The organism is Paraburkholderia caledonica (genome assembly GCF_000383275.1).
Lineage (GTDB): Bacteria > Pseudomonadota > Gammaproteobacteria > Burkholderiales > Burkholderiaceae > Paraburkholderia > Paraburkholderia caledonica.
The window spans coordinates 43,247-63,061 of the sequence record NZ_KB911046.1; the positions used below are offsets into that span (position 1 = coordinate 43,247).

General features: G+C 61.6%; 17 protein-coding genes and 2 pseudogenes. 14 read left to right on the forward strand and 5 right to left on the reverse strand.

Annotation, left to right across the window (positions count from 1 at the left end; genetic code table 11):
• Positions 1-203: 203 nt before the first annotated feature.
• Both H281_RS0128100 and H281_RS0128105 read right to left on the reverse strand, forming a co-directional pair.
• Positions 204-998: an alpha/beta hydrolase gene (locus tag H281_RS0128100; RefSeq protein ID WP_020070478.1), complete on the reverse strand. Its 795-nt coding sequence runs from the start codon at positions 996-998 to the stop codon at positions 204-206.
• Positions 999-1,175: 177 nt separating this feature from the next.
• On the reverse strand, positions 1,176-3,173 hold the full coding sequence (locus H281_RS0128105; RefSeq protein WP_020070479.1) for a flavin-containing monooxygenase: 1,998 nt from the start codon (positions 3,171-3,173) through the stop codon (positions 1,176-1,178).
• A gap of 503 nt (positions 3,174-3,676) precedes the next feature.
• Between H281_RS0128105 and H281_RS0128120 the strand changes: the two genes are divergently transcribed.
• The 3 genes and pseudogenes from H281_RS0128120 to H281_RS0128130 all read left to right on the forward strand — a co-directional run bounded on the left by H281_RS0128120 (position 3,677) and on the right by H281_RS0128130 (position 6,584).
• Positions 3,677-4,240 carry a VOC family protein gene (locus H281_RS0128120; protein WP_020070482.1) on the forward strand — a complete coding sequence of 188 codons (564 nt, stop codon included), beginning with the start codon at positions 3,677-3,679 and terminating at the stop codon, positions 4,238-4,240.
• A 215-nt stretch (positions 4,241-4,455) separates the two neighbouring features.
• A pseudogene (locus tag H281_RS37670) lies at positions 4,456-5,706 on the forward strand (IS4 family transposase); the annotation flags it as partial.
• 137 nt (positions 5,707-5,843) lie between these two features.
• Complete coding sequence (locus H281_RS0128130; protein WP_020070485.1) at positions 5,844-6,584, forward strand: IclR family transcriptional regulator; 741 nt, start codon at positions 5,844-5,846, stop codon at positions 6,582-6,584.
• Between the two features lie 89 nt (positions 6,585-6,673).
• Here H281_RS0128130 and H281_RS36155 read toward each other — a convergent pair whose 3' ends face one another.
• A complete protein-coding gene (locus tag H281_RS36155) occupies positions 6,674-6,763 on the reverse strand; it encodes an IS3 family transposase (protein ID WP_241077925.1) in 90 nt (29 codons plus the stop codon).
• 7 nt (positions 6,764-6,770) lie between these two features.
• Entirely contained in the window at positions 6,771-7,100 is a 330-nt protein-coding gene (locus H281_RS0128135) for a hypothetical protein (RefSeq protein ID WP_020070486.1), read from the reverse strand.
• A 994-nt stretch (positions 7,101-8,094) separates the two neighbouring features.
• Here H281_RS0128135 and H281_RS0128145 point away from each other — a divergent pair.
• The 11 genes and pseudogenes from H281_RS0128145 (at position 8,095) to H281_RS37045 (ending at position 18,836) form a co-directional block, all read left to right on the forward strand.
• Entirely contained in the window at positions 8,095-9,891 is a 1,797-nt protein-coding gene (locus H281_RS0128145) for a thiamine pyrophosphate-requiring protein (RefSeq protein WP_020070488.1), read from the forward strand.
• A 13-nt stretch (positions 9,892-9,904) separates the two neighbouring features.
• Complete coding sequence (locus H281_RS0128150; protein WP_020070489.1) at positions 9,905-11,011, forward strand: enolase C-terminal domain-like protein; 1,107 nt, start codon at positions 9,905-9,907, stop codon at positions 11,009-11,011.
• Positions 11,012-11,035: 24 nt separating this feature from the next.
• Positions 11,036-11,953, forward strand: a complete 918-nt coding sequence (locus tag H281_RS0128155) for a hypothetical protein (protein WP_020070490.1) — start codon at positions 11,036-11,038, stop codon at positions 11,951-11,953.
• A complete protein-coding gene (locus H281_RS0128160; protein WP_020070491.1) occupies positions 11,950-12,597 on the forward strand; it encodes a gluconate 2-dehydrogenase subunit 3 family protein in 648 nt (215 codons plus the stop codon). The genes H281_RS0128155 and H281_RS0128160 overlap by 4 nt, the downstream gene beginning before the upstream one ends.
• Positions 12,587-14,242, forward strand: coding sequence for a GMC family oxidoreductase (locus tag H281_RS0128165; protein WP_020070492.1), 1,656 nt, complete (start codon positions 12,587-12,589; stop codon positions 14,240-14,242). Before H281_RS0128160 ends, H281_RS0128165 begins: the two co-directional genes overlap by 11 nt.
• Positions 14,242-15,252 (forward strand): SDR family oxidoreductase, encoded by a 1,011-nt coding sequence (locus H281_RS0128170; RefSeq protein ID WP_020070493.1) that lies wholly within the window; start codon positions 14,242-14,244, stop codon positions 15,250-15,252. The genes H281_RS0128165 and H281_RS0128170 overlap by 1 nt, the downstream gene beginning before the upstream one ends.
• Positions 15,253-15,255: 3 nt before the next feature.
• Positions 15,256-17,031, forward strand: coding sequence for a glycoside hydrolase family 15 protein (locus H281_RS0128175; RefSeq protein WP_020070494.1), 1,776 nt, complete (start codon positions 15,256-15,258; stop codon positions 17,029-17,031).
• Positions 17,032-17,162: 131 nt separating this feature from the next.
• A pseudogene (locus H281_RS35475) lies at positions 17,163-17,489 on the forward strand (transporter substrate-binding domain-containing protein); the annotation flags it as partial.
• A gap of 418 nt (positions 17,490-17,907) precedes the next feature.
• Positions 17,908-18,093, forward strand: a complete 186-nt coding sequence (locus H281_RS0128185) for a hypothetical protein (RefSeq protein ID WP_020070496.1) — start codon at positions 17,908-17,910, stop codon at positions 18,091-18,093.
• A 69-nt stretch (positions 18,094-18,162) separates the two neighbouring features.
• The gene (locus tag H281_RS0128190) at positions 18,163-18,603 is read left to right on the forward strand and encodes a universal stress protein (protein ID WP_020070497.1); all 441 of its coding nucleotides are present in this window, start codon (positions 18,163-18,165) and stop codon (positions 18,601-18,603) included.
• 71 nt (positions 18,604-18,674) lie between these two features.
• The gene (locus H281_RS37045) at positions 18,675-18,836 is read left to right on the forward strand and encodes a hypothetical protein (protein ID WP_164701958.1); all 162 of its coding nucleotides are present in this window, start codon (positions 18,675-18,677) and stop codon (positions 18,834-18,836) included.
• Between the two features lie 470 nt (positions 18,837-19,306).
• Here H281_RS37045 and H281_RS0128200 read toward each other — a convergent pair whose 3' ends face one another.
• Positions 19,307-19,624, reverse strand: a complete 318-nt coding sequence (locus H281_RS0128200; RefSeq protein ID WP_020070499.1) for a DUF1840 domain-containing protein — start codon at positions 19,622-19,624, stop codon at positions 19,307-19,309.
• Positions 19,625-19,815: the final 191 nt, after the last annotated feature.

The following is a 19,815-nucleotide window of genomic DNA, read 5'->3' on the forward strand; positions in this document are numbered from 1 at the left end:
AGCGCGAGGTATCTAACGATGACACGCGCCGCACACGCTGGTCACGGACAAGCGCCGTGACGCCAGAGCGTTCATCAACGCGCACCAATGCACGGGCGTGATTGCGCAGGCAGCGCCGAACAAGTAGGGCCGCCGCCCGATCAAGTGCCTGTAGACGACTCGTCTTGAAAGAGTTGCTCGGCAGCCTGTTGGATGGCGCGACTTCATGCGAGCAATTTGCGATCAAGAAAGGCGCCTATTCTTTCCAGCACCTGATCACTAGCCGGCAGGATGCCTGTCATGGTGAAAAATCCGTGCATCTGGCCTGCCATTTCATGCTGCTCCACTTTCACGCCGGCATCAGCCATTGCGGCGGCGTAGGCCTGTCCTTCATCACGCAGGATGTCGTGCTGCCCTGTCACCACGAATGCCGCAGGCAAGCCCGACAAGTCCTTGGCACGCAGCGGAGATGCATCGGGATGCATGCGTGCAGATGAATCGGCCACGTATTGATCCCAGAACCAGGTCATGGATGGCGTCGGAAGGACGGTCTGGTTCTCCGGCTCCTGGTACGAGGCGCGCGTGAAGTCGGCGTCGGTGACGGGATACACCAGCACTTGGGCCGCCAGCTTCGGGCTGTTCCGCTCCCGCGCCCAGCGAGCGACGACAGCCGCCAGATTGCCGCCAGCGCTGTCCCCGGCGATGACCAGCGGGACTTCGTCTCCGGCAATCTCCACCTTATGCGTGCTCGCCCATTGCAGCGCGTCCCATGTGTCTTGCAGCGGAATTGGAAACGGATGCTCAGGCGCGAGGCGGTAGCCCACCAGCAGAACTGCCGCGCCCGTGCGCGCAGCAAGCTTGCGTCCGATGGCCTCAAATCCCGGCAATTCGCCCAATACCCAGCCACCGCCATGCACGTACACCAGTAAGCCCCGTGGTCGCCGGATAGGCACCAGCAGCCGGGCGGCAATTGAGGAACCATCGCGCACCGGAATCGCGACATCCTCAGCACGCGCCATCTCTGGTCCCGGGTCATGCGGAACCGCCCTGCGCCTGGCGGCTGCCCGTGCTTGCGCGGCATCGAGTTTCCATAACGGGGTTGCATTCGCCCCTGCGGCAGCGGCCCAGGATCGCAGCAATGCCTGCGAAGCACTATCTAACGCCATATTCTTTTTACGGGCCGAAGGCCCATTGCCTCAATGCGAGATGAAGTCGTGGTCAAAGTCCACGTCATGGGTGAGTTGCCAGTACTCGCGATGGCTGAAGGGCCATACCTGAGAGACCCGGCCGAAGCGGTTCTTGTACCAGGTGCGTATCTGCGGACGGCCCCAGGCGCGGCGCTGGTTCTCGGCATCGACGCGCTCGACGAAAGAATCAAGAACCTCAGGCTTTACCTCGAAGCCGTTGATGCCTCGTGCAAGAGTTTGATGGATCGCCTCGACGGCGAACTCCGCGGCACATTCCATCATGAAGTGCTGGCTGCCGTGCACGACGTAGTTCGTGTTCGGGCCCATCACCATATAGAAGTTGGGGAAGTCCGGCACGGCGATGCCAGCCCACGCCTTCGCGTCGCCCTGCCACTGCTCTTTGATCGTCCGCCCTGAGACACCGCGAATCTCCATGGGATCGAGGAACTCGGCAGCGGTGAATCCGGTCGCATAAACGACGACGTCAACCGGATGCTCCACCCCGTCTTCGGTCACGACGCCAGTTTCCGTGAAGCGGACGATGGGACTGGTGACAAGCGCGGAATTTGGCCGCTGCAACGCGGCGGCCCACACGCCGTTGTCGCGCAGCATTCGCTTGCCCCCGGGCGGGTATGTCGGCACGATCTTGTCGATGAGTTCCGGGCGGCTTTTCCACTGTTCGCGAATGATCTCGGTCAGCGTTTCGCGCACCTCCAGGTTCTTTGCCGATACTGAATCCTCTCGAGTCCAACCGGGGTCGGTGACGGCGGTGTGCAGACGTCCGGTCGCTGCCTGAAAGAAACCCGAGAGCCGGAACCATTGCCCATAGCATGGAACATGGTCACTCAGCCACCGCAGCGCCTTGGGAGTGTCGGCATAGTAGTTCGGGGCAGGAACCATCCAAGGGCCGGATCGCTGGAAAACGGTAAGGTGCTTGACCCGATCAACGATGTTCGGAACGATCTGGTATGCGCTTGCCCCAGTGCCGATGACCGCGACGCGCTTGCCGTGGAGGTCAACGTCGTGGTTCCATCGGGCCGAGTGCATGCGCACGCCCCTGAATTCGTTCTGCCCTTCGATCTGAGGAATGTTGGGCCGCTCGAGCTGACCCACCGCCGAAATCACGGCATTGAAACGGCGATGCTCCGGCTCGTCATTGCCTGTGCGACTCACCACGTCCCAAGTGCCGGATGCCTCGTCCCAGGTGGCTGAGAGAACCTCGGTGCCGAAGCGGATGTGCTCGCGAAGTCCGGCGCGCGCAACGACCTCGCGAGCGTAGTCTTCAATTTCACCACCGGTCGCGAATGCATGCGGCCAGTCCGTGCGCTGAGCAAATGAAAAGCTGTACCCGAACGTCGGTGTGTCGAGCCGCACGCCCGGGTAGGTGTTCGCCCACCAAACGCCGCCAACGTCGGGGTTCTTCTCGAAGGCCGTGAATGGCACGCCTGCCTGCTTGAGCCGATACATGGCGCCAATGCCCGACATGCCGGTGCCGATGACCGCGACAGCGAACTGGCGATCACCCGCCACATCGTCGAATTTCCAACCAGGCGCGCCGAGCTTTTTCGGGGCGAGATCTATCTCGTGGGTGAGGATCTCAGCATCGGCATCTCCGGCACCGTTCGTGAGGAAATCGATCAGGATGCGTGTCTCGGCATCGTCAAGAGGACGTGGCCGAGTCAAGCCCTCGTCGCGCACGCGCTTGAGTGCAACCAGGGCCAGTGCGCGGGCTTCGATTTGCGCGGCTTCGCTCATGCCTCCATGGGCAGGCGCAACCGTATCAACAAGAGGAAATGGCGCGCGCAGGTGCGGACGCAGCATCGACAAGTCTCCGGTGGCGGCTGCAAGCGCAGTGAGAAGCGAGGGCAGGTCGGCTTGCGCCACGATTTCGGCAAGAAAGGCATCGTCCTCGCCGATCTGCGCGTATTCCTCGCGCCAATAGACGTCGTCAACACCCGGAGTTTCAATGGTAGTAGTGGTTAGTGGCATGGCAGAAAGGATTTTCATTGCTGGGCAGGAGGCACAGGCGCACGCCTCTTTCTCGTTGCTGTCCCGATTGACTTCGCAAACACCGGCGAGTGGCCGCAGAAGGCCTCGTCGCCGAATGGATCGGCAAGGCGACTTGCGACCTTGAGATCTGGTTGATTACGGCCGATCTTTCACAGCGCATGCTCGACGGGAGCGTCTCGCTGATGAACACGGAGAACAGGCGCAGGGATCTGGAGCGATGATCGCCATCACGGCGATCCAAAGAACTGTGCCAGCCCGGCCGCCAGACCAGACGGTCGCCCCTTAGGAAAGAACAGCTCGGGGACCACAACTGCGAACGCTATCGGGTACGGCCGGCAGCCGTAGCCGTCGATCGCGATGCTGGCTGCAAATGGCACTGGGCATATGTTGCGGCACTCGAAGCTCGCCTGACTCATCGAATCACCTCTTAAGTTGTAAAATCTCATTGATTGAGATTGAAACTGATACCATGGATCACTGTCAATCCAAGGAGAAACCCTATGTCACTGGAAACCCCGAATCAGTCCGGCTTCAAGTTCAGTCACTTCGGCATGTTCGTGACCGACATTGCGAAGGTCGCAGACTTCTACACTCGCCTGCTCGATTTCACCGTGACGGACCGAGGCCAGTTGCCCGGGCCGAACGGAATGATGGACCTCGTGTTTCTGAGTCGAGACCCGGACGAGCACCACCAGATCGTGCTTCTGACGGGGCGCCCCAACGATATGCCCTTCAATCCCATCAACCAGATTTCGCTCAAAACAGACAGCTTGGATACGCTGTGCGACATGCACGAGACTCTGCTGGCCGAGAATCTGCCCAATATCACGCCGGTGACACACGGCAATGCGCTTTCCATCTACGTGCCCGACCCAGAAGGCAATCGGCTGGAGCTCTATTTCGATTTGCCTTGGTACGTTTCACAACCCATGCGCGTGGCGATCGACCTAAAGGATAGAAGCACGCTGATGCAGCGCCTGGAATCGCATGCCCGCACGCTGCCGGGTTTCAGACCGCGGTCGGTTTGGCGTGCGGAGATGGCGCAGCGCATGGGTGTGAAATGAGAACTTAGTCGGCCTATCACGCACCATTCATCGCGAATAGAGTTCGCTGGTCTCGCAATCACGGCAGGGCGACGCACCAGCCACAGGCCACCCTAGTTATACAGAAGTCCGCCAGGCCTTGATGGACAAGGGAAGGCGGGCGATGTGGGGCCGGGTCTGGGGGTTGTAAACGGAAGCAAATCGGCGCTTATTCTTGCCTTTTGTGGCGGCACCAGATGGCGAGAGAAACGGATAGCTGGGCATATAGGGAGCTGGAAGGCGTGGATCTTGGCGACGCGAGGCGCAACGAACGGGCAAAGACACTGCTGACGCGGTTTGCAGAGAAGCCGACGGCGAGCATTCCGCTCGCGTGCCAAGGCTGGGCCGAGACGATGGGCGTCTACCGTTTCATGGAGAACACGGCGTTCGAGTGGCACGACATCATGCAGCCGCATTGGCGAAGCACGTGGGAGCGTATGCGCGAGCATGCTGTCGTGTTGTGCATCCAGGACACAACGGAACTGGATTTCAACGGCCAGGACGTCAGTGGCTTGGGGCCGCTGAATTACGAGGCTCGGCGGGGCATTACCTTCATCCGACTTATGCGGTCAGCCCGGATAGGGTGGGATTGGGCGTGCTGGATGCATGGATGTGGGCGCGCGAGCCCAAGGATGCCGACGGCAAGCGCGGTGGTATCAAGGAAAGCACGCGCTGGATCGAAGGATACGAACGGATCGCCGAACGAGCGGCGGAGCTGCAGGACACACGATTGGTGTACGTGGCCGACCGGGAAGTAGACATCGCGGCGCTGATGCAGCGCGCCGATGAGCTTGGGACGCCAGCGGACTGGCTGATTCGCTCGACACACAACTGCAGCCTGGAGGGCGGCGACAGGCTTTGGCAGAAGGTCGGAGGGCCCCGGGCCGTGGGCGAGATTCAGTTCGTCATAGCGGCCCGTGCGGGGCAGAAGGCTCGCACGGTGAGCAGTCGTTGCGCATGAAACGCGTGACGTTGAAATGCGGACTTGCGGTGACGTGCGTGATCGCGACGGAGGTCGCCCCGCCCAAGGCATTCCACACACACAAGTCCCAAAGGGCTTGTAAACGTGGGGCAATGCGCCCAAGGGCGTCAAGCCGCCGGTCGAGTGGCGCCTGCTGAGCAATCGCCTTCCTGCTGGCAGCGACGAGCTGGTGGAGCTTATCGAGTGGTACCGGGCCAGGCGGGAGATCGAAATTTACTTCCATGTCCTGAAGAACGGCTGCTGCGTGGAAGACTTGCAGTTGGGCGCTGTTGAACGCATCGACAAGGCGCTGGCGCTATTCATGATCGTGGCATGGCGCATCGCTTACATGATGCACATGGGCAGGACGTGCCCAGACCTGGATGCTGCACTGTTCTTCGATCCGGACGAGATTCACCGCACCGACCTGTTGATGAAAAAGCGAATGCCCAAGGGCAAGCCAAAACTGAACGAAGTTCTACGTCTCGGGCTTGTGGGGCGTTATCATATCCGCCGAAACGCTACGTGCGCTTCGGAGTGAGGTCGCATGAACCGAGATGTGTATAACGAGGTGGCCACAGGCCGCTGTCATGTTCACTTTGAACTTCAATACCTAAATCTAATATGAGCAGCCCCGGCCGGGTTCTTGCCATTCTCGATCTATTCACCGAGGAAAATCCGATCTGGCAACCGGACAAAATCAACGATGTTTTGGGCTATTCCCGCCCCACGGGTTACCGCTATGTGAAGGAATTGGTCGAGGCGGGGTTATTGCAAAAAGTCGCGGCGGGGCGCTACTCCCTCGGCGGGCGCATCATCGCGCTGGACTATCAGTTGCGACAAACCGACCCGGTGTTGTTCGCGGCCGATCCGGTCATGCGCAAGCTGGCGGCCAGCACCAAGTTTGACGCGGCACTCAGTGTGATGTTTGCCGGGCCGCAGGTCATCGACGTCCATCGCGTCAGCGCGGAAAAAAATCTTCACCTTTCTTATGGGCGCGGGCGGCCCCGCCCCTTATTCCTTGCTGCTTCCCCAAAAGTTCTGCTTGCGCACCTGCCGCGTAGCTCGCTCAAGAAGATTTACGCAACCCACGCCAAGGAGATCGGCCTCAATGGCATGGGAGATACTTGGCAGGAGTTTTTGAGCGTGCTGACGAAAATCCGGAAGGATGGCTTTTATCGTTCGCAAGGCGAGCTGGAATCCGGGCTCGGCGCAGTGGCTGTTCCAATTTTCAATGCCGAAGGTGATTGCGTAGCTGCGCTGGCACTAGTAGGCAGCGTTCAGCGCTTTGATACCGGGTTGAACGCTCGCCTGTTGAGCAGCTTGCAGGAGGCATCCGCCGTGATACGTCTTTCCTTGGGGTAGCTCTCGAATTTCTCCAGCCTGTTGGCGCGCAGTGTTAACGGGCGCGCAGAATTGACCCACTGGGGGTGCGGACAAATTCTTGGACTGATTTACGCCGCAATTCCAAGAGTTTGCCGGTATTCGATAGGGCTGAGGGAACCGAGCGCGACCTTGATACGCTTCGCGTTATACCAGCGGATATACGAGTCACATCCCCCATGAAAAGTGCTCGATTTTCATGGCGTCTCGCACCATGCTTTCGGGCAAATCCTGACGTATTTGGTTTGGACAGAAGGTGCGCAACGACTTCTCAGAATAGAGATGCGGCAACACGACTTCGATCAAGTGAGGACCTTTTTGCGCAAAGCGTCCCGTCGTGCAAAATACCGTGGCCGACCGTTCTGACTGGACAATTTCAATTCCCTGCTGCGCATCTATCCAGTCTGCATTCATCCAGTCATAGTCGCCATTTCGCGGCACATTGATTATCGCTGCCTTGAAATCAAGCCTCATGAGCCCAAGGTCGATGGAATACATGCGTTGCTCGAAAAGAGGGGATGCGACCGATTGTCGACGATTCACGTTCCGATGTCGACCGTCTGTTCATGGCCGAACCCGGAAGTTCATCGGAAGCGTACCGCAACGCATCACGTTGACCGGCGAACTTCCCCACTCGTTCTGGAACGAACTCTCAGAAGCGCTGAAATAGGTACGAGCACTTCCGTTTGCAAATCGTGTTTCCGGATACTTGCGTGAATTTGTTCTCCGTGCGACTAGAAAAGCTGGCCAGCCTGCGTCGGTCTTCCCCGACATCCATTGCAGCGCACGACCATACGGAATGATTAAATGAGACGCAAGCGCTGGTGGTGCACGCTTGCCCTTCAGACTACGCAGCGAAAGTCCTCGCATCTGCCGGAAATACGATTGGAGACCAACGCGCAAGCTGGTCGACGACGCCGGACCGCTTCAGTGACAAACAGGCTGCCCACTACTTCGCCCCAAGCTTGTTACTGCTACCGCTTGAGAATGCCGTCGCCAACCTGCCATTGGAGACAAACCGGTTGCCATCTGAGGACTCCACCGCCTTGATGCGTTCGGCCGGGAATTGACGTCTGCGACGACTGCATCGCGGTGTACGGCTTCAACACCCATCGGTAACGCGACGACGCTCATCGGCGAGGGCATTGCAATGACGCACCGCACCGCGACCGCACACGCTGACTTCGAGCGGCCGCACCGACACGTACCACAGTTACCGCATGACATTCCTTCAAACGGTTGAAATTTGTACCGTGCCTCTCGGGTAAGAACACAGTACTACCGCCTCGCAACGCTCCGCGCTGTCTGCCACCTTCCCGCGCCGCACACCGCCACAACGTGCCATGGCCCCACCGCCTTCTCACGGAATTCCGATGCGCGGTCAGACTGCGTTTCATCGATCATATAAGGTGCGGCACACCATTTGCATCACAACGTGATACATCTATCCGACACCCGACGCGATTTCATTGCCGTCTCGCTGGAGCAAACCATGTCTACCACCGTTGCCGACTTTCTCATCGACCGTCTCTCTGCCTGGGGCGTGCGCCGCATTTACGGCTATCCGGGCGATGGCATCAACGGCATATTAGGCGCGCTCAATCGCGCCGACGGCAAGATCGAATTCATCCAGACGCGGCACGAGGAGATGGCCGCGTTCATGGCTTCGGCGCACGCCAAGTTCACTGGTGAACTGGGCGTCTGCCTCGCGACGTCGGGCCCGGGCGCCGCGCATCTGCTGACCGGCCTTTACGACGCGCGCCTCGACCACATGCCGGTGCTTGCCATCGCCGGGCAGCAGGCTCGTGCATCGCTTGGCGGCCACTACCAACAGGAGGTCGAACTCGAGGCGATGTTCAAGGATGTTGCCGGCGCGTTCGTGCAGCAGGCGAGCGTGCCATCGCAGATTCGTCATCTGGTCGATCGCGCCGTTCGCACCGCGCTCGGCGAGCGCAAGGTCACAGCCATCGTGTTGCCGAATGACCTTCAGGAACTGAAGTACGAGCCGCCGCCGCGCAAGCACGGCACCTTGCATTCCGGCGTCGGCTACAGCGAGCCGAAGATCGTTCCCTACGCCGACGATCTCGAACGCGCCGCCGAAGTCCTTAACGCGGGGAAAAAGGTCGCGATTCTCGTTGGTGCGGGCGCGCTGCACGCGACAGACGAAGTCATCGCCGTTGCCGAAAAACTCGGCGCGGGCGTGGCGAAGGCGCTCCTCGGCAAGGCCGCCTTGCCCGACGACCTGCCTTTCGTGACCGGCTCCATTGGTTTGCTTGGCACCGAACCGAGCTACAAGCTTATGACCAGGTGCGACACGTTGCTGATGATCGGCTCGGGCTTTCCGTATTCCGAGTTCCTGCCGAAAGAAGGCGCGGCACGCGGCGTGCAGATCGACATCAAGCCCGACATGCTTTCAATTCGTTATCCGATGGAAGTCAATCTTGTCGGCGACAGCGCCGAGACCTTGCGCGCGCTGATTCCGCTCCTGGAAAAGAAGACGGAGCGCGAATGGCGCAAGGACATCGAAGGCTGGATGGAAGACTGGTGGAAGAAACTCGAGAAGCGCGCGCTGGAGTCCGGCACGAGCGGCGTGAATCCGCAGCGCACGGTGTGGGAGCTATCGCCGCGCGTGCCGCCGAATGCGATCGTGACCAGCGATTCGGGGTCCTGCGCGAACTGGTACGCGCGCGATCTGAAGATCAAGCGCGGCATGATGTGCTCGCTCTCGGGTGGGCTCGCGTCGATGGGCGCAGCGGTGCCCTACGCCATTGCCGCGAAGTTCGCGCATCCGGAGCGGCCCGTCATCGCGCTCGTTGGCGACGGCGCGATGCAGATGAACAATATGGCCGAACTCATCACGGTATCGAAGTACTGGAAGCAATGGGCCGACCCGCGCTGGATCTGCATGGTGCTCAATAACGAGGACCTGAACCAGGTTACGTGGGAGCAGCGGGTGATGAATGGAGACCCTAAGTTCGAAGCGTCGCAGGACATTCCGTCTGTGCCTTATCACCGCTTCGCCGAGTTGATCGGCTTGCGCGGTATCTATGTCGACGACGCCGCGCGTATGGCTGCGGCCTGGGACGAAGCGCTGGCGTCCGATCGTCCGGTGGTCATCGAAGTCAAGGCCGATCCCAACGTGCCGCCACTGCCGCCGCACATCACGCTCCAACAGGCGAAAGCGTTCGCCACGACGCTGTTCGAAGGCGATCCCGACGAGGGGAACGTGATCATCGATACCGCGAAACAGGTACTCGGCGCGGTGCTGCCGGGTCACAAGGACAAGTAGTCGAGCACGCGCCATGCACCTGACCCACCGCGAAGCGCCGGTCGAATCCATCCGGACCGGCGCCTACACCATTCCCACCGATCGCCCGGAAGCGGACGGCACCTACGCATGGCAGTCCACGACGCTCGTCGTGGCGGAGGTCACGGCAGCGGGCAAGACCGGCCTCGGCTACACCTATAACGACGCGGCCACTGCGCAGTTCATCGAGGCCACGCTAGCGTCGGCGATCATGGGCGAAGACGCCTGGAATGTCGACGCACTGTGGCTGCGCATGCAGCAGCGCGTGCGCAACATCGGCCGTTCGGGGATCGCCGCTACTGCCATATCGGCGCTCGACTGCGCGCTGTGGGACGTCAAGGCGCGGCTGCTCGACATGCCGCTCGCGCGGCTGCTCGGCGCGGCGCGCAGCCACATCCCGCTCTATGGCAGCGGCGGCTTCACCACTTACACGGACGACCAAATACGCGATCAACTCGGTCGCTGGGTGCATGAAGACGGATGCCGCTGGGTCAAGATAAAGATTGGCACCGAGTCGGTGCGCGACCCGCATCGCGTGCAAGTTGCCCGCGACGCCATCGGCGCCCAAGCCGGTCTGTTCGTCGATGCAAATGGCGCGCTGGATCGCAAGCAGGCACTGTTCTACGCGCAAGAGTTTGCGCAATACGGCGTGGAATGGTTCGAAGAGCCCGTTTCATCGGATGACGTGGCCGGCCTCGCATTGCTGCGCGATGCATTGCCCGCGGGCATGGAACTGGCCGCCGGGGAATACGGCTACACGCTCGACGATTTTCGCGTGCTACTCGCCAATGAAGCCATCGATGTCTTGCAGGCGGACGTCACTCGCTGCGGCGGCATCACCGGCTTCCTGCGCGTGGCCGCGCTCTGCGATGCCTATCACGTGCCGCTGTCTGCGCATTGCGCGCCCGCGCTGCATCTTCATGTCGCGTGCGCGGCGCCGCGGCTGCGGCATCAGGAATGGTTTCACGATCATGTACGCATCGAATCGATGCTCTTCGACGGCGCACCGCGTGCGCGCAACGGCGCTATTGCGCCGGACTGGTCGCGGCCCGGCTGCGGGCTTGATTTCAAACATGCGGATGCGCACCGGTATGCGGTTTGAGACTCGCGGTACGAGACACGAAAAATGACGCAAACAGGATCGATCGACATCGCTATCGGTTGCGGCCTCGCCGCTGCGGCCTTCGCACTGGTGCGCCTTGGCGGACGCGAGACGCCGGCCTCGCCGGCACGGACGCACATCGACACGGCGCGCACCTTCAACAGCAGTTCGGCGCTGCTTGCGCTGTCCGTGCTGACGGACAGCGCGATGGAGCACTATCGCGGCTCGTTCGACAATCCGGCGATGTACACGCCGCTCGCCGTCTCCACGCTGTCGCTTCTTGCGGGTCTCCATGGCGGCACGGACCGCGAGCCGGCGCGGCATCCGGTGCGGGATTCGATTTACCTGAGCGCGGCCCTGGCGGGCGTTGCGGGCACGGGTTTCCATCTGTACAACATCACAAAGCGCCCCGGCGGATGGAGCTGGCACAACCTCTTCTATGCGGCACCGATTGGCGCGCCAATGGCGCTGCTGCTCTCGGGCGCGCTGGGTGCGGTGTCCGAACGGCTGCGAGACGAGCCCGCGCACGAGCCGCGTCTCTTTGGCATGCCCGCAGGTCAGGCGCTCGCGCTGCTCACGAGCGCCGGGCTGGTCGGCACGATCGGCGAAGTCGCGCTGCTGCACTTCAGGGGCTCGTTCCAGAACCCGGTCATGTATGCGCCTATCGTGATTCCGCCGGTCGCCTCGGCGCTGCTCATTAACGCAGCGCTTGCAGAGCCCCGCGATCACTGGTTCACGCGGCTATGGCTGCGTGTCACGACGGCGCTCGGCTTTATCGGCGTGGGCTTTCATGCCCGCGGCGTCGCGCGCGCTCGCGGCGGCTGGCGCAACTGGAGCCAGAATCTCTTCAACGGCCCGCCCCTGCCCGCGCCGCCGAGCTTTTCGGCGCTTGCGCTCGCGGCCCTGGGCGCGCTTCGTCTTCGGGAGACAGAAAAGAAATGACCGGACTGCCCCGCTATCCCGGCTATGACGTGACGGCGAAACGCGATACGCCCTCATGGGACGACGTGACGCGCACCGTGATCGACGAGCGTCTGGCGACGCCGCACGAGCCGCATTTCTTCGATGCCATCGAATGGCAGGCGCTCTGTGCGCTCTGCGCGTGCATCGTGCCGCAAGACCGGGAGCGCCCAGTGGTTCCCGTCGCCGCGCTCGTCGATGCACGACTCGCAAACAACGTCGGCGACGGCTATCGCGACGCGCGTCTGCCGCCCATGCGCGACGCGTGGCGCATTGGTCTTCGCGCGCTCGATGCGGAAAGCCGGAGTCGCCACGAACTGCCGTTCTCCAGCATCGCCGATGAAGCTCGCCACGCGCTGCTCACCGACATGCAGGAAGGCAGGCTCGATGACCCAGAATGGCGCGGCATGCCGGGTGCGGTCTTCTTTGCGAAGCGCGTGCTGCATGACATCTGCGGGATGTACTACGCGCATCCTCATGCGTGGAGCGAGATCGGTTTCGGCGGACCCGCCAATCCGCGCGGTTACGTCCGCATGGTGGCCAACCGGCGCGATCCCTGGGAAGCAGCGGAGGCCAGGCCGGGCCGCGAAGACCAGGCATACAAGGAGAATCGCCGTGTCCGCTGACGACCCACACGATGCGCAACTCGTCCCGCGCGGCAAGAACGGACGCGCGCCCGACGTCTTTCGCCCTGCTGCATGGATTCCAATGCGCGAGTATCCGCAGGACGAAGCGGTCGATTTCGCGATCGTCGGCACGGGCGCCGGCGGCGGCACCCTCGCCTGCCGTCTCGCGGAAAAAGGCTTCAAGGTCGTCGCGTTCGACGCGGGTGCGTGGTGGCGCCCGCTCGAAGAGTTCGCCTCGGACGAGACGCATCAGGGCAAGCTCTTCTGGACGGACGAGCGCATCTGCGACGGCGGAAACCCGCTTCACCTCGGTAACAACAACAGCGGCAAAGCGGTGGGCGGCAGCACCGTCCACTTCGCTATGGTCTCGTTGCGCTTCCGGCCTGAGTGGTTCAGGTCGCGTTCGCTACTCGGCTACGGCGCGGACTGGCCGCTCGACTGGCGCGAGATGTGGCGCTACTACGGCGAAGTCGAGGAGGCGCTGAAGATCGCGGGTCCGGTGAACTATCCGTGGGGTCCGAAGCGGCCGCGCTATCCGTATCGCGCGCATGAATTAAATGCGTCCGCGCTCGTGCTGGCGCGCGGCTGCGAGGCGCTGGGCATCGACTGGTCGCCCACGCCGCTCGCGACCGTCTCGGCGCCGCGAGGCGACGCCCATCCGTGCGTCTACCGCGGCTTCTGCGTGTCCGGCTGCGCCACCAACGCCAAACAAAGCGCGCTCGTCACTTGGATACCGCGGGCCGTCCGTGCCGGCGCCGAGGTTCGCGATCTCGCGATGGTCGGCCGCATCGCCATGGGCCACGACGGACGCGCGAGTGGCGTCGAATACATGCGCGAAGGCCGCTGGCAGTTCCAGCGGGCGCGCAACGTCGTCGTTGCGGGATATGCAATTGAAACGCCGCGCCTGTTGTTGATGTCCGCGACCGAGCGCTTCCCGGATGGCCTTGCCAACAGTTCCGGCCTCGTTGGCAAGAATCTGATGGTGCAGTTGAATCAGGCAGTCTGGGGCACGATGGACGAGGAAATCCGGTGGTACAAGGGGCCGCCTTCGCTATCTCTCACTGAGCACTGGAATTACGAGGATAAGGGCAAGGACTTCTTCGGCGGCTATTGCTACATGAGTCAAGGACCGTTGCCGGTCGCGTGGGTATCGACACAGAACGGCCGAGGTCTGTGGGGCCAGCAGTTGCAGGACGAGATGCGGAAATACAACCATCAGGCGGGGCTGAAGATAGTCGGCGAAGCCATGCCGCAGGAGCGCAACCGCGTGACACTCGCCGACGAGAAGGATCAGTACGGTTTGCCTGTTGCGCGAGTGACCTATTCGCTGTGCGACAACGACAAGCGGCTCGTCAGGCATTCGCTCGATTTCATGAGCCTCGCACTTGAAGCGGCCGGCGCGCGCGACATCTGGCGCGAAACCGACGACACGTGCCACCTGAACGGCACGGCCCGCATGGGCGACGATCCGGCGACGAGCGTGGTCAATGCCGACTGCCGCAGTTGGGACATCGACAACCTATGGATCTGCGACGGCTCCGTGTTTCCGACCGTTGGCGGCGTGAATCCGTCGCTGACCATACAGGCAATCGCCATGCGCACCGCCGACAGGATCGAAGCGCTTGCGGCGCGAGGAGACCTCTGATGCGAACAACCGTTACTGGACGCAAGGTAGCCGTCATCACCGGTGCCGGTGCGGGCGTGGGACGCGCGGCCGCAGATGAGTTTGCGCGCCACGGTTATGACGTCGCGCTGCTGTCGCGCGACGAAGGCCGGCTCACGCGGGCTGCCGCTCAGATCGAAGCGGGCTTCGGCGTGCGCGCACTTGCCCTTCCCACCGACGTCGCCGACGCGAGCGCCGTGGATGCAGGTGCATCGCGCGTGGAAGAGACGCTCGGTCCGATCGACGTCTGGGTCAACGTTGCGATGGCGACCGCGTTTGCGCCAGTCTCTGCCCTCGAGCCCGACGAAATCGAGCGGGGCACGAAAGTCACCTATCTCGGCCAGGTGCACGGAATGATGTCGGCGCTTTCGCGCATGCGCACACGCAACCGCGGAACGATCGTCAACGTCGGCTCCGCGCTCGGCTACCGCTCAGTGCCGCTGCAATCAGTCTATTGCGGCGCCAAGTTCGCGATTCGCGGTTTCACGGATTCTCTGCGCTCTGAGATCATTCACGACGGTGTGAAGGTCCATCTGACGATGGTCGATCTACCCGCCGTCAACACACCGCAGTTCGACTGGGCTCGCAACAAGATGGGCAAGCGCGCCCGGCCCGTGGCGCCGGTCTTTCAACCGGAGGTCGCCGCACGGGCCATCTTTTTCGCGGCGACTCACCGTCGTCGCGAAGTGTGGGTGGGATTCTCGACCGTGAAAGCAATACTGGCCAACCGCGTTGCGCCCGCGCTCATCGACCGCTACCTCGCGAAGTCGGGCTATACGGGTCAGCTGACGAACGAGCCGCTCGAAAACAGCGCTGCCGGCAATCTGTTCGAACCGGTACAAGGCGATTATGCGGCGCACGGCAGGTTCGACGGCGAAGCGACGCGGCACTCATGGGAAATGTTCACCGATCGTCATCGGACCTTCTTCTGGGCAGTCGCGGGCGTGGGCGCACTGAGCCTGCTTCGCGCCGTGGCGAGACGGCGGAGCTGAGCCATGAGCCGCCCGATCGAGGACTATGCGCTGCTCGGCGACGGCGAGACGGCGGCTCTCCTCAGCAGTGACGGTTCGATAGACTGGCTGTGCTGGCCTCGTTTCGATGACGATGCGTGTTTCGCCGCGCTTCTCGGCACTGCCGACAACGGCCACTGGATGCTGTCGCCGGTCGCCGCCATCAAAGGCCACGCGCGGCGTTATCAGCGCGACACGCTGATCATGGAGACCGACTTCGCAGTCCAGGACGGCGCCGTTCGCGTGACTGACTTCATGCCGGTCGGCGACGGTCCGAGTTCGGTGATCCGCATCGTTACAGGATTGCACGGCGTAGTCGACATGGACTCGGCATTACGTTTGCGCTTCAATTACGGTGAACTGGCTCCGTTGCTCGAACGCCGCGACGGCGCGGTCGAGGCGCGCATCGGACCGGACTGCGTCGTACTTCGGACAGACGCACACATCGAGTTGGCGGCCGGCACCATTCGTTCGCGCTTCACGGTCAAGGCAGGCGATTGCGTGAGCTTCACGATGACCTGCAAGCGCGCACACGAGGCGCCGCCGCAACCGCTTGATGTCCAGCACGCGCTCGATGAAACGCAGCGCTTCTGGCGCAACTGGATCGCCTCGTTCGACGACAGCCGGACCGCCTGGCCGCAGGCGGTTCGTCGCTCACTGTTGACGCTGAAAGCGCTAATGCATCGCCGTACCGGCGCGATCGTGGCCGCGCCGACGACCTCGCTGCCCGAAGCGCCAGGCGGCAAATTGAACTGGGACTATCGCTATGCGTGGTTGCGCGACACGAGCTTCGCCATGGTCGCCCTGCTCAATGCGGGGTTTCATGGAGAAGCCCGTGCATGGCGTGACTGGTTACTACGCACCATTTCGATCGAGCCTGAAAGAAGCAGGATCATGTATCGCGTGGATGGCGGGCGTCATCTCCGCGAGTGGACCGTGGACTGGCTGCCCGGTCATCGCTACGCCAAGCCGGTTCGGGTCGGCAATGCCGCGGCTCATCAGCATCAACTCGATGTGCTGGGAGAAGTGATCGACTGTCTCGACGTCGCACGGCGGGGCGGACTCGACCCCGCGCCCCACGAGGACCTGATCGAGACGCGCATTGTCGAACACCTGGAGAAAGTGTGGCGCCTCCCGGGCGCCGGAATCTGGGAAGCGAGAGCAACGCCGCGCCATTACACATACTCGCGCGTTATGGTCTGGGTTGCGCTCGACCGCTTCGTCAAACGCCGTCAGCCTGGCAGCGCGGGGACCGCGACTGTCCAACGGCTCTCCGTGCTGCGCGATCGCATTCGTCAGGAAGCACTTCGCGAAGGCTGGAACGAAGGGCTCGGCACCTTCACGCAGTACTACGGTGGCGAAGAACTCGACGCCAGTCTGCTGCTGATGCCGCTGGTCGGTTTCATTTCCGCGGACGACCCGCGGATGGCTTCGACCATCGAAAACATTCGCCGTGGACTAAGCGAAGGCGGACTTATACGGCGCCACCATCGCAACCCGTGCGGCCCGAGCGAAGGGACGTTCCTCGCCTGCTCCTGCTGGATGGCGGATTGCCTGAACCTGCAAGGACGCACACTGGAAGCGCGGCAACATTTCGAACGAGTGCTGGCCACCGCCAACGATGTCGGATTGCTCTCCGAGCAATACAACGTCCAGCGCCGCGAACTTGCTGGCAATTTCCCTCAGGCGCTCAGTCATCTCGCGCTCATCAATACGGCTTTGGGGTTGAGCGGGCCAACATTGCAAAGGGGCGGCGGGTAGACGACTGCCGCGATGGCGTTGTCAGGCGCCGACCCAGCGGTGTCACGAACACTTTCCTTTAGATCAAACCGGCGTTGGTAAACCACTGCCCATCGATCAGCCATTCTTTCCGCCTTCAGCTCACGGGCACGATGCGCGCGTCGATCAATCTGGGCACCCGGGCTCGCCAGCAAAAATCCGCAAACCGGCGAGCCTTTCGGCGTCGCGGTCGATCTCGTGCGATCGTTCGCGAAAACGCTGAGTGTAGAACTGGAACTCGTGGTCTTCGACACGGCCGGCAAATCGGTGCACGCCGTAAGCGAGGAGCGCGCCGATTTCGGTTTCTTCGCCGTCGATGCGTTGCGCGGCGAGAAGATTGCGATTACCGCGCCGTATGTGCTGACCGACGGCTTCTATCTGATCCGGAACGAGTCGCCGGTCAAAACAAATGAGGACGTCGTCAGGCGCACAACCGCGTTAAAAATGTCATGCCTTAGCTATTTCGGCACCTTTCGAGCGTTGCCATCATCGCCATAGACCACCTTTTGCTCGATAAGTCGCTCATTACCAAGCTTACACTCGATTCATCCAGCGCAGAGGCCCAAGCATACCCACCCCAACGCATCAAAAATCGCCCAAAACCGTTGAAACGCCTTGACTTGCGGTGCGAACCGAAATCTCACACTAGCGTTATCCAAGGACACGATTAGCAGTTACTATATTTGTATCACACCATGATATATAATTGGACCAAGGGCCCCTAAGGCAACCCGGGCGTATTGAACATACAACCGGCGCAAGATAACAACCGGGCAAGCGGCCCCGGTGTGTCGGCAAAAGTGCTTCACTCGAGGCTTTGAACGCGCGGTCTCACTGCGAACTGAAGGGGAAGGCGCAATGGTCATCAATAACGATTTTGAAATCAGCTACCTGCTGATTGCGTTTGCGCTGCTTGGCACGATCCTGGTTGGTGACCTGCTCAGAACTCCGCAGGTGCAACGCTGGCATCCCAAGCTGCTAGGTGCAGCATTGGGCGCTTTACTGGGTTTCATGCTGATCGAGGCCGTGCCGATGTTCACCTGAACGATTTCGCGGCGACCAATCTGATCGCTCGACTGAATGACGCAGCCAAAGTTGACAAAGGCATCCGCCATGGCCCCGTTCAACCGGATCCTTCTCTGCTACGACGCCACACCCGAAGGACGCCTCGCGCTGCGTTTCGGTGCGGCCCTCGCGCAACAGTTGCAAGCTGAAACCCATCTGCTTTCGATTTTCGACTGCACCTACACCTACTGGTCAAGCGGGTTCGACGTTATGTCGTCGATGAAACCCGAGGTCGATGAGCAGGCGGCACGAGAGACCCTGCGTGAGGGGATTGACTGGCTGCGGGCGTGGGGCGTGACTGCAACGGGACATTATTCGGTCGGAAACGCGGTTGACCAGATTTCCCGCCTGGCGGACGCACTGAAGGTCGACCTGATCGTCATTGGACATCATCCCCACGGTTTCTTTGCGCGCTGGTGGTCGGGAGAAAACCACGCATTGCTGCTTGATCGCGTATCTTGCGGTGTCCTGTTCAAGGTGGCCGCCTGACGGTCTTGGACGAATCCGAATCGTGGCGGCCAGGAGCTCTTGTTGGATGCACAACCCTTATGGAGGCGAAGATGATAATGGATCTTCTGGTGCAGATTGCCGTTGCGGGCGCAGTGCTGACGCTGGTGGTCCTTTTTGTCATTGCACGGGCTCCGGGAGACGATCCTCGCGAACGGATTTTCCAGCATGCAGCCGGTAAGCACTGGTGGAACCGCACGCGTCACGGACCTTGACGGTGCGGACAGGCCGCTACAGTGCTAGCCAGAGAAAGATCACGTGCCGGTCGTCGCCAGTGTGCTTATGACGCGTGTCTCCCGTGTGCCACCGCCTGCTGTCCGGGCAGCAGCCGTTCGGCCACTTCACCAGCACGAAGGGTCCGCTCGATAGCATATCGAGTGTCGTACGCCCGTACACGCTGACAACCCTTACCGGAATATCGGAAATATAGGGAGCAGACGCTTCAGTGGTTGGCGCAGCCCCCAACGTCCTGACCGGCTCGGCGCCGTTCCGGTAGGCGCACAATCTTGAGGCCGCATCCTGTGGTTGGCCGCATGAGTGCGCGCCTGCCCACGCCGGCGCACAGATGCCGCACGCGGCGAAAGTGGCAGCGAACAGGGGCGGTGCAATCCATCGTTTCATCCTGGCGCCTCTTATCGGGCGGTGCGACACGCACGCGGCACTCACAGGCGCTGCAATGCGGCATCTACAGCCCCCAGATAATGTCAGCATTCTGTTTGCTGGCCTCACGCATCATGTCGAGAAATGGCCACGCTCGCTGCGAAAGTCCACTGCCGGAACCCTGACGGCGTTCGCGGGAATACTGCAGTGATTCGAGGGCAATCTCCGCTTTTTCATCGTCCGAAATCGCCGTTTCGAGACGACTGATTGCGCGAGGCAACTCATCGTGGAGAATGACCCCACGCGTATTGAGCCGCTTGCCCACGAGACCCAGTAGATACTGCGCGAGGTCTCTGAGCATGACGACATCGGGCGTGGCGGGCGATTGAAATGTGATGAGCATGATGGCTCCTTGCTTCGATCGATCTTGCGCTATTGCACCCGAAAACTATTCGGACTTGCCCCTGCAGGCTCATGCAACGCGTCTTGGCGTTGTGGCGCAACACGCCTGGCCGAACCGATGATCTTCATCCTGTGATGGCGGCCGCGGGCCTTCAGGATGACTGGCTGTTTGCGTCGGAGCGAACCGCGGCA

Excerpts from the sequence above, each read along its gene's own strand:
- H281_RS0128100 (WP_020070478.1), bottom strand. The coding sequence starts at position 998 with ATGGCGCGTGCTGAGGATGTCGCGATTCCGGTGCGCGATGGTTCCTCA.
- H281_RS0128105 (WP_020070479.1), bottom strand. The coding sequence starts at position 3,173 with ATGAAAATCCTTTCTGCCATGCCACTAACCACTACTACCATTGAAACT.
- H281_RS0128120 (WP_020070482.1), top strand. The coding sequence starts at position 3,677 with ATGTCACTGGAAACCCCGAATCAGTCCGGCTTCAAGTTCAGTCACTTC.
- H281_RS0128130 (WP_020070485.1), top strand. The coding sequence starts at position 5,844 with ATGAGCAGCCCCGGCCGGGTTCTTGCCATTCTCGATCTATTCACCGAG.
- H281_RS0128135 (WP_020070486.1), bottom strand. The coding sequence starts at position 7,100 with ATGTATTCCATCGACCTTGGGCTCATGAGGCTTGATTTCAAGGCAGCG.
- H281_RS0128145 (WP_020070488.1), top strand. The coding sequence starts at position 8,095 with ATGTCTACCACCGTTGCCGACTTTCTCATCGACCGTCTCTCTGCCTGG.
- H281_RS0128150 (WP_020070489.1), top strand. The coding sequence starts at position 9,905 with ATGCACCTGACCCACCGCGAAGCGCCGGTCGAATCCATCCGGACCGGC.
- H281_RS0128155 (WP_020070490.1), top strand. The coding sequence starts at position 11,036 with ATGACGCAAACAGGATCGATCGACATCGCTATCGGTTGCGGCCTCGCC.
- H281_RS0128160 (WP_020070491.1), top strand. The coding sequence starts at position 11,950 with ATGACCGGACTGCCCCGCTATCCCGGCTATGACGTGACGGCGAAACGC.
- H281_RS0128170 (WP_020070493.1), top strand. The coding sequence starts at position 14,242 with ATGCGAACAACCGTTACTGGACGCAAGGTAGCCGTCATCACCGGTGCC.
- H281_RS0128175 (WP_020070494.1), top strand. The coding sequence starts at position 15,256 with ATGAGCCGCCCGATCGAGGACTATGCGCTGCTCGGCGACGGCGAGACG.
- H281_RS0128185 (WP_020070496.1), top strand. The coding sequence starts at position 17,908 with ATGGTCATCAATAACGATTTTGAAATCAGCTACCTGCTGATTGCGTTT.
- H281_RS0128190 (WP_020070497.1), top strand. The coding sequence starts at position 18,163 with ATGGCCCCGTTCAACCGGATCCTTCTCTGCTACGACGCCACACCCGAA.
- H281_RS37045 (WP_164701958.1), top strand. The coding sequence starts at position 18,675 with ATGATAATGGATCTTCTGGTGCAGATTGCCGTTGCGGGCGCAGTGCTG.
- H281_RS0128200 (WP_020070499.1), bottom strand. The coding sequence starts at position 19,624 with ATGCTCATCACATTTCAATCGCCCGCCACGCCCGATGTCGTCATGCTC.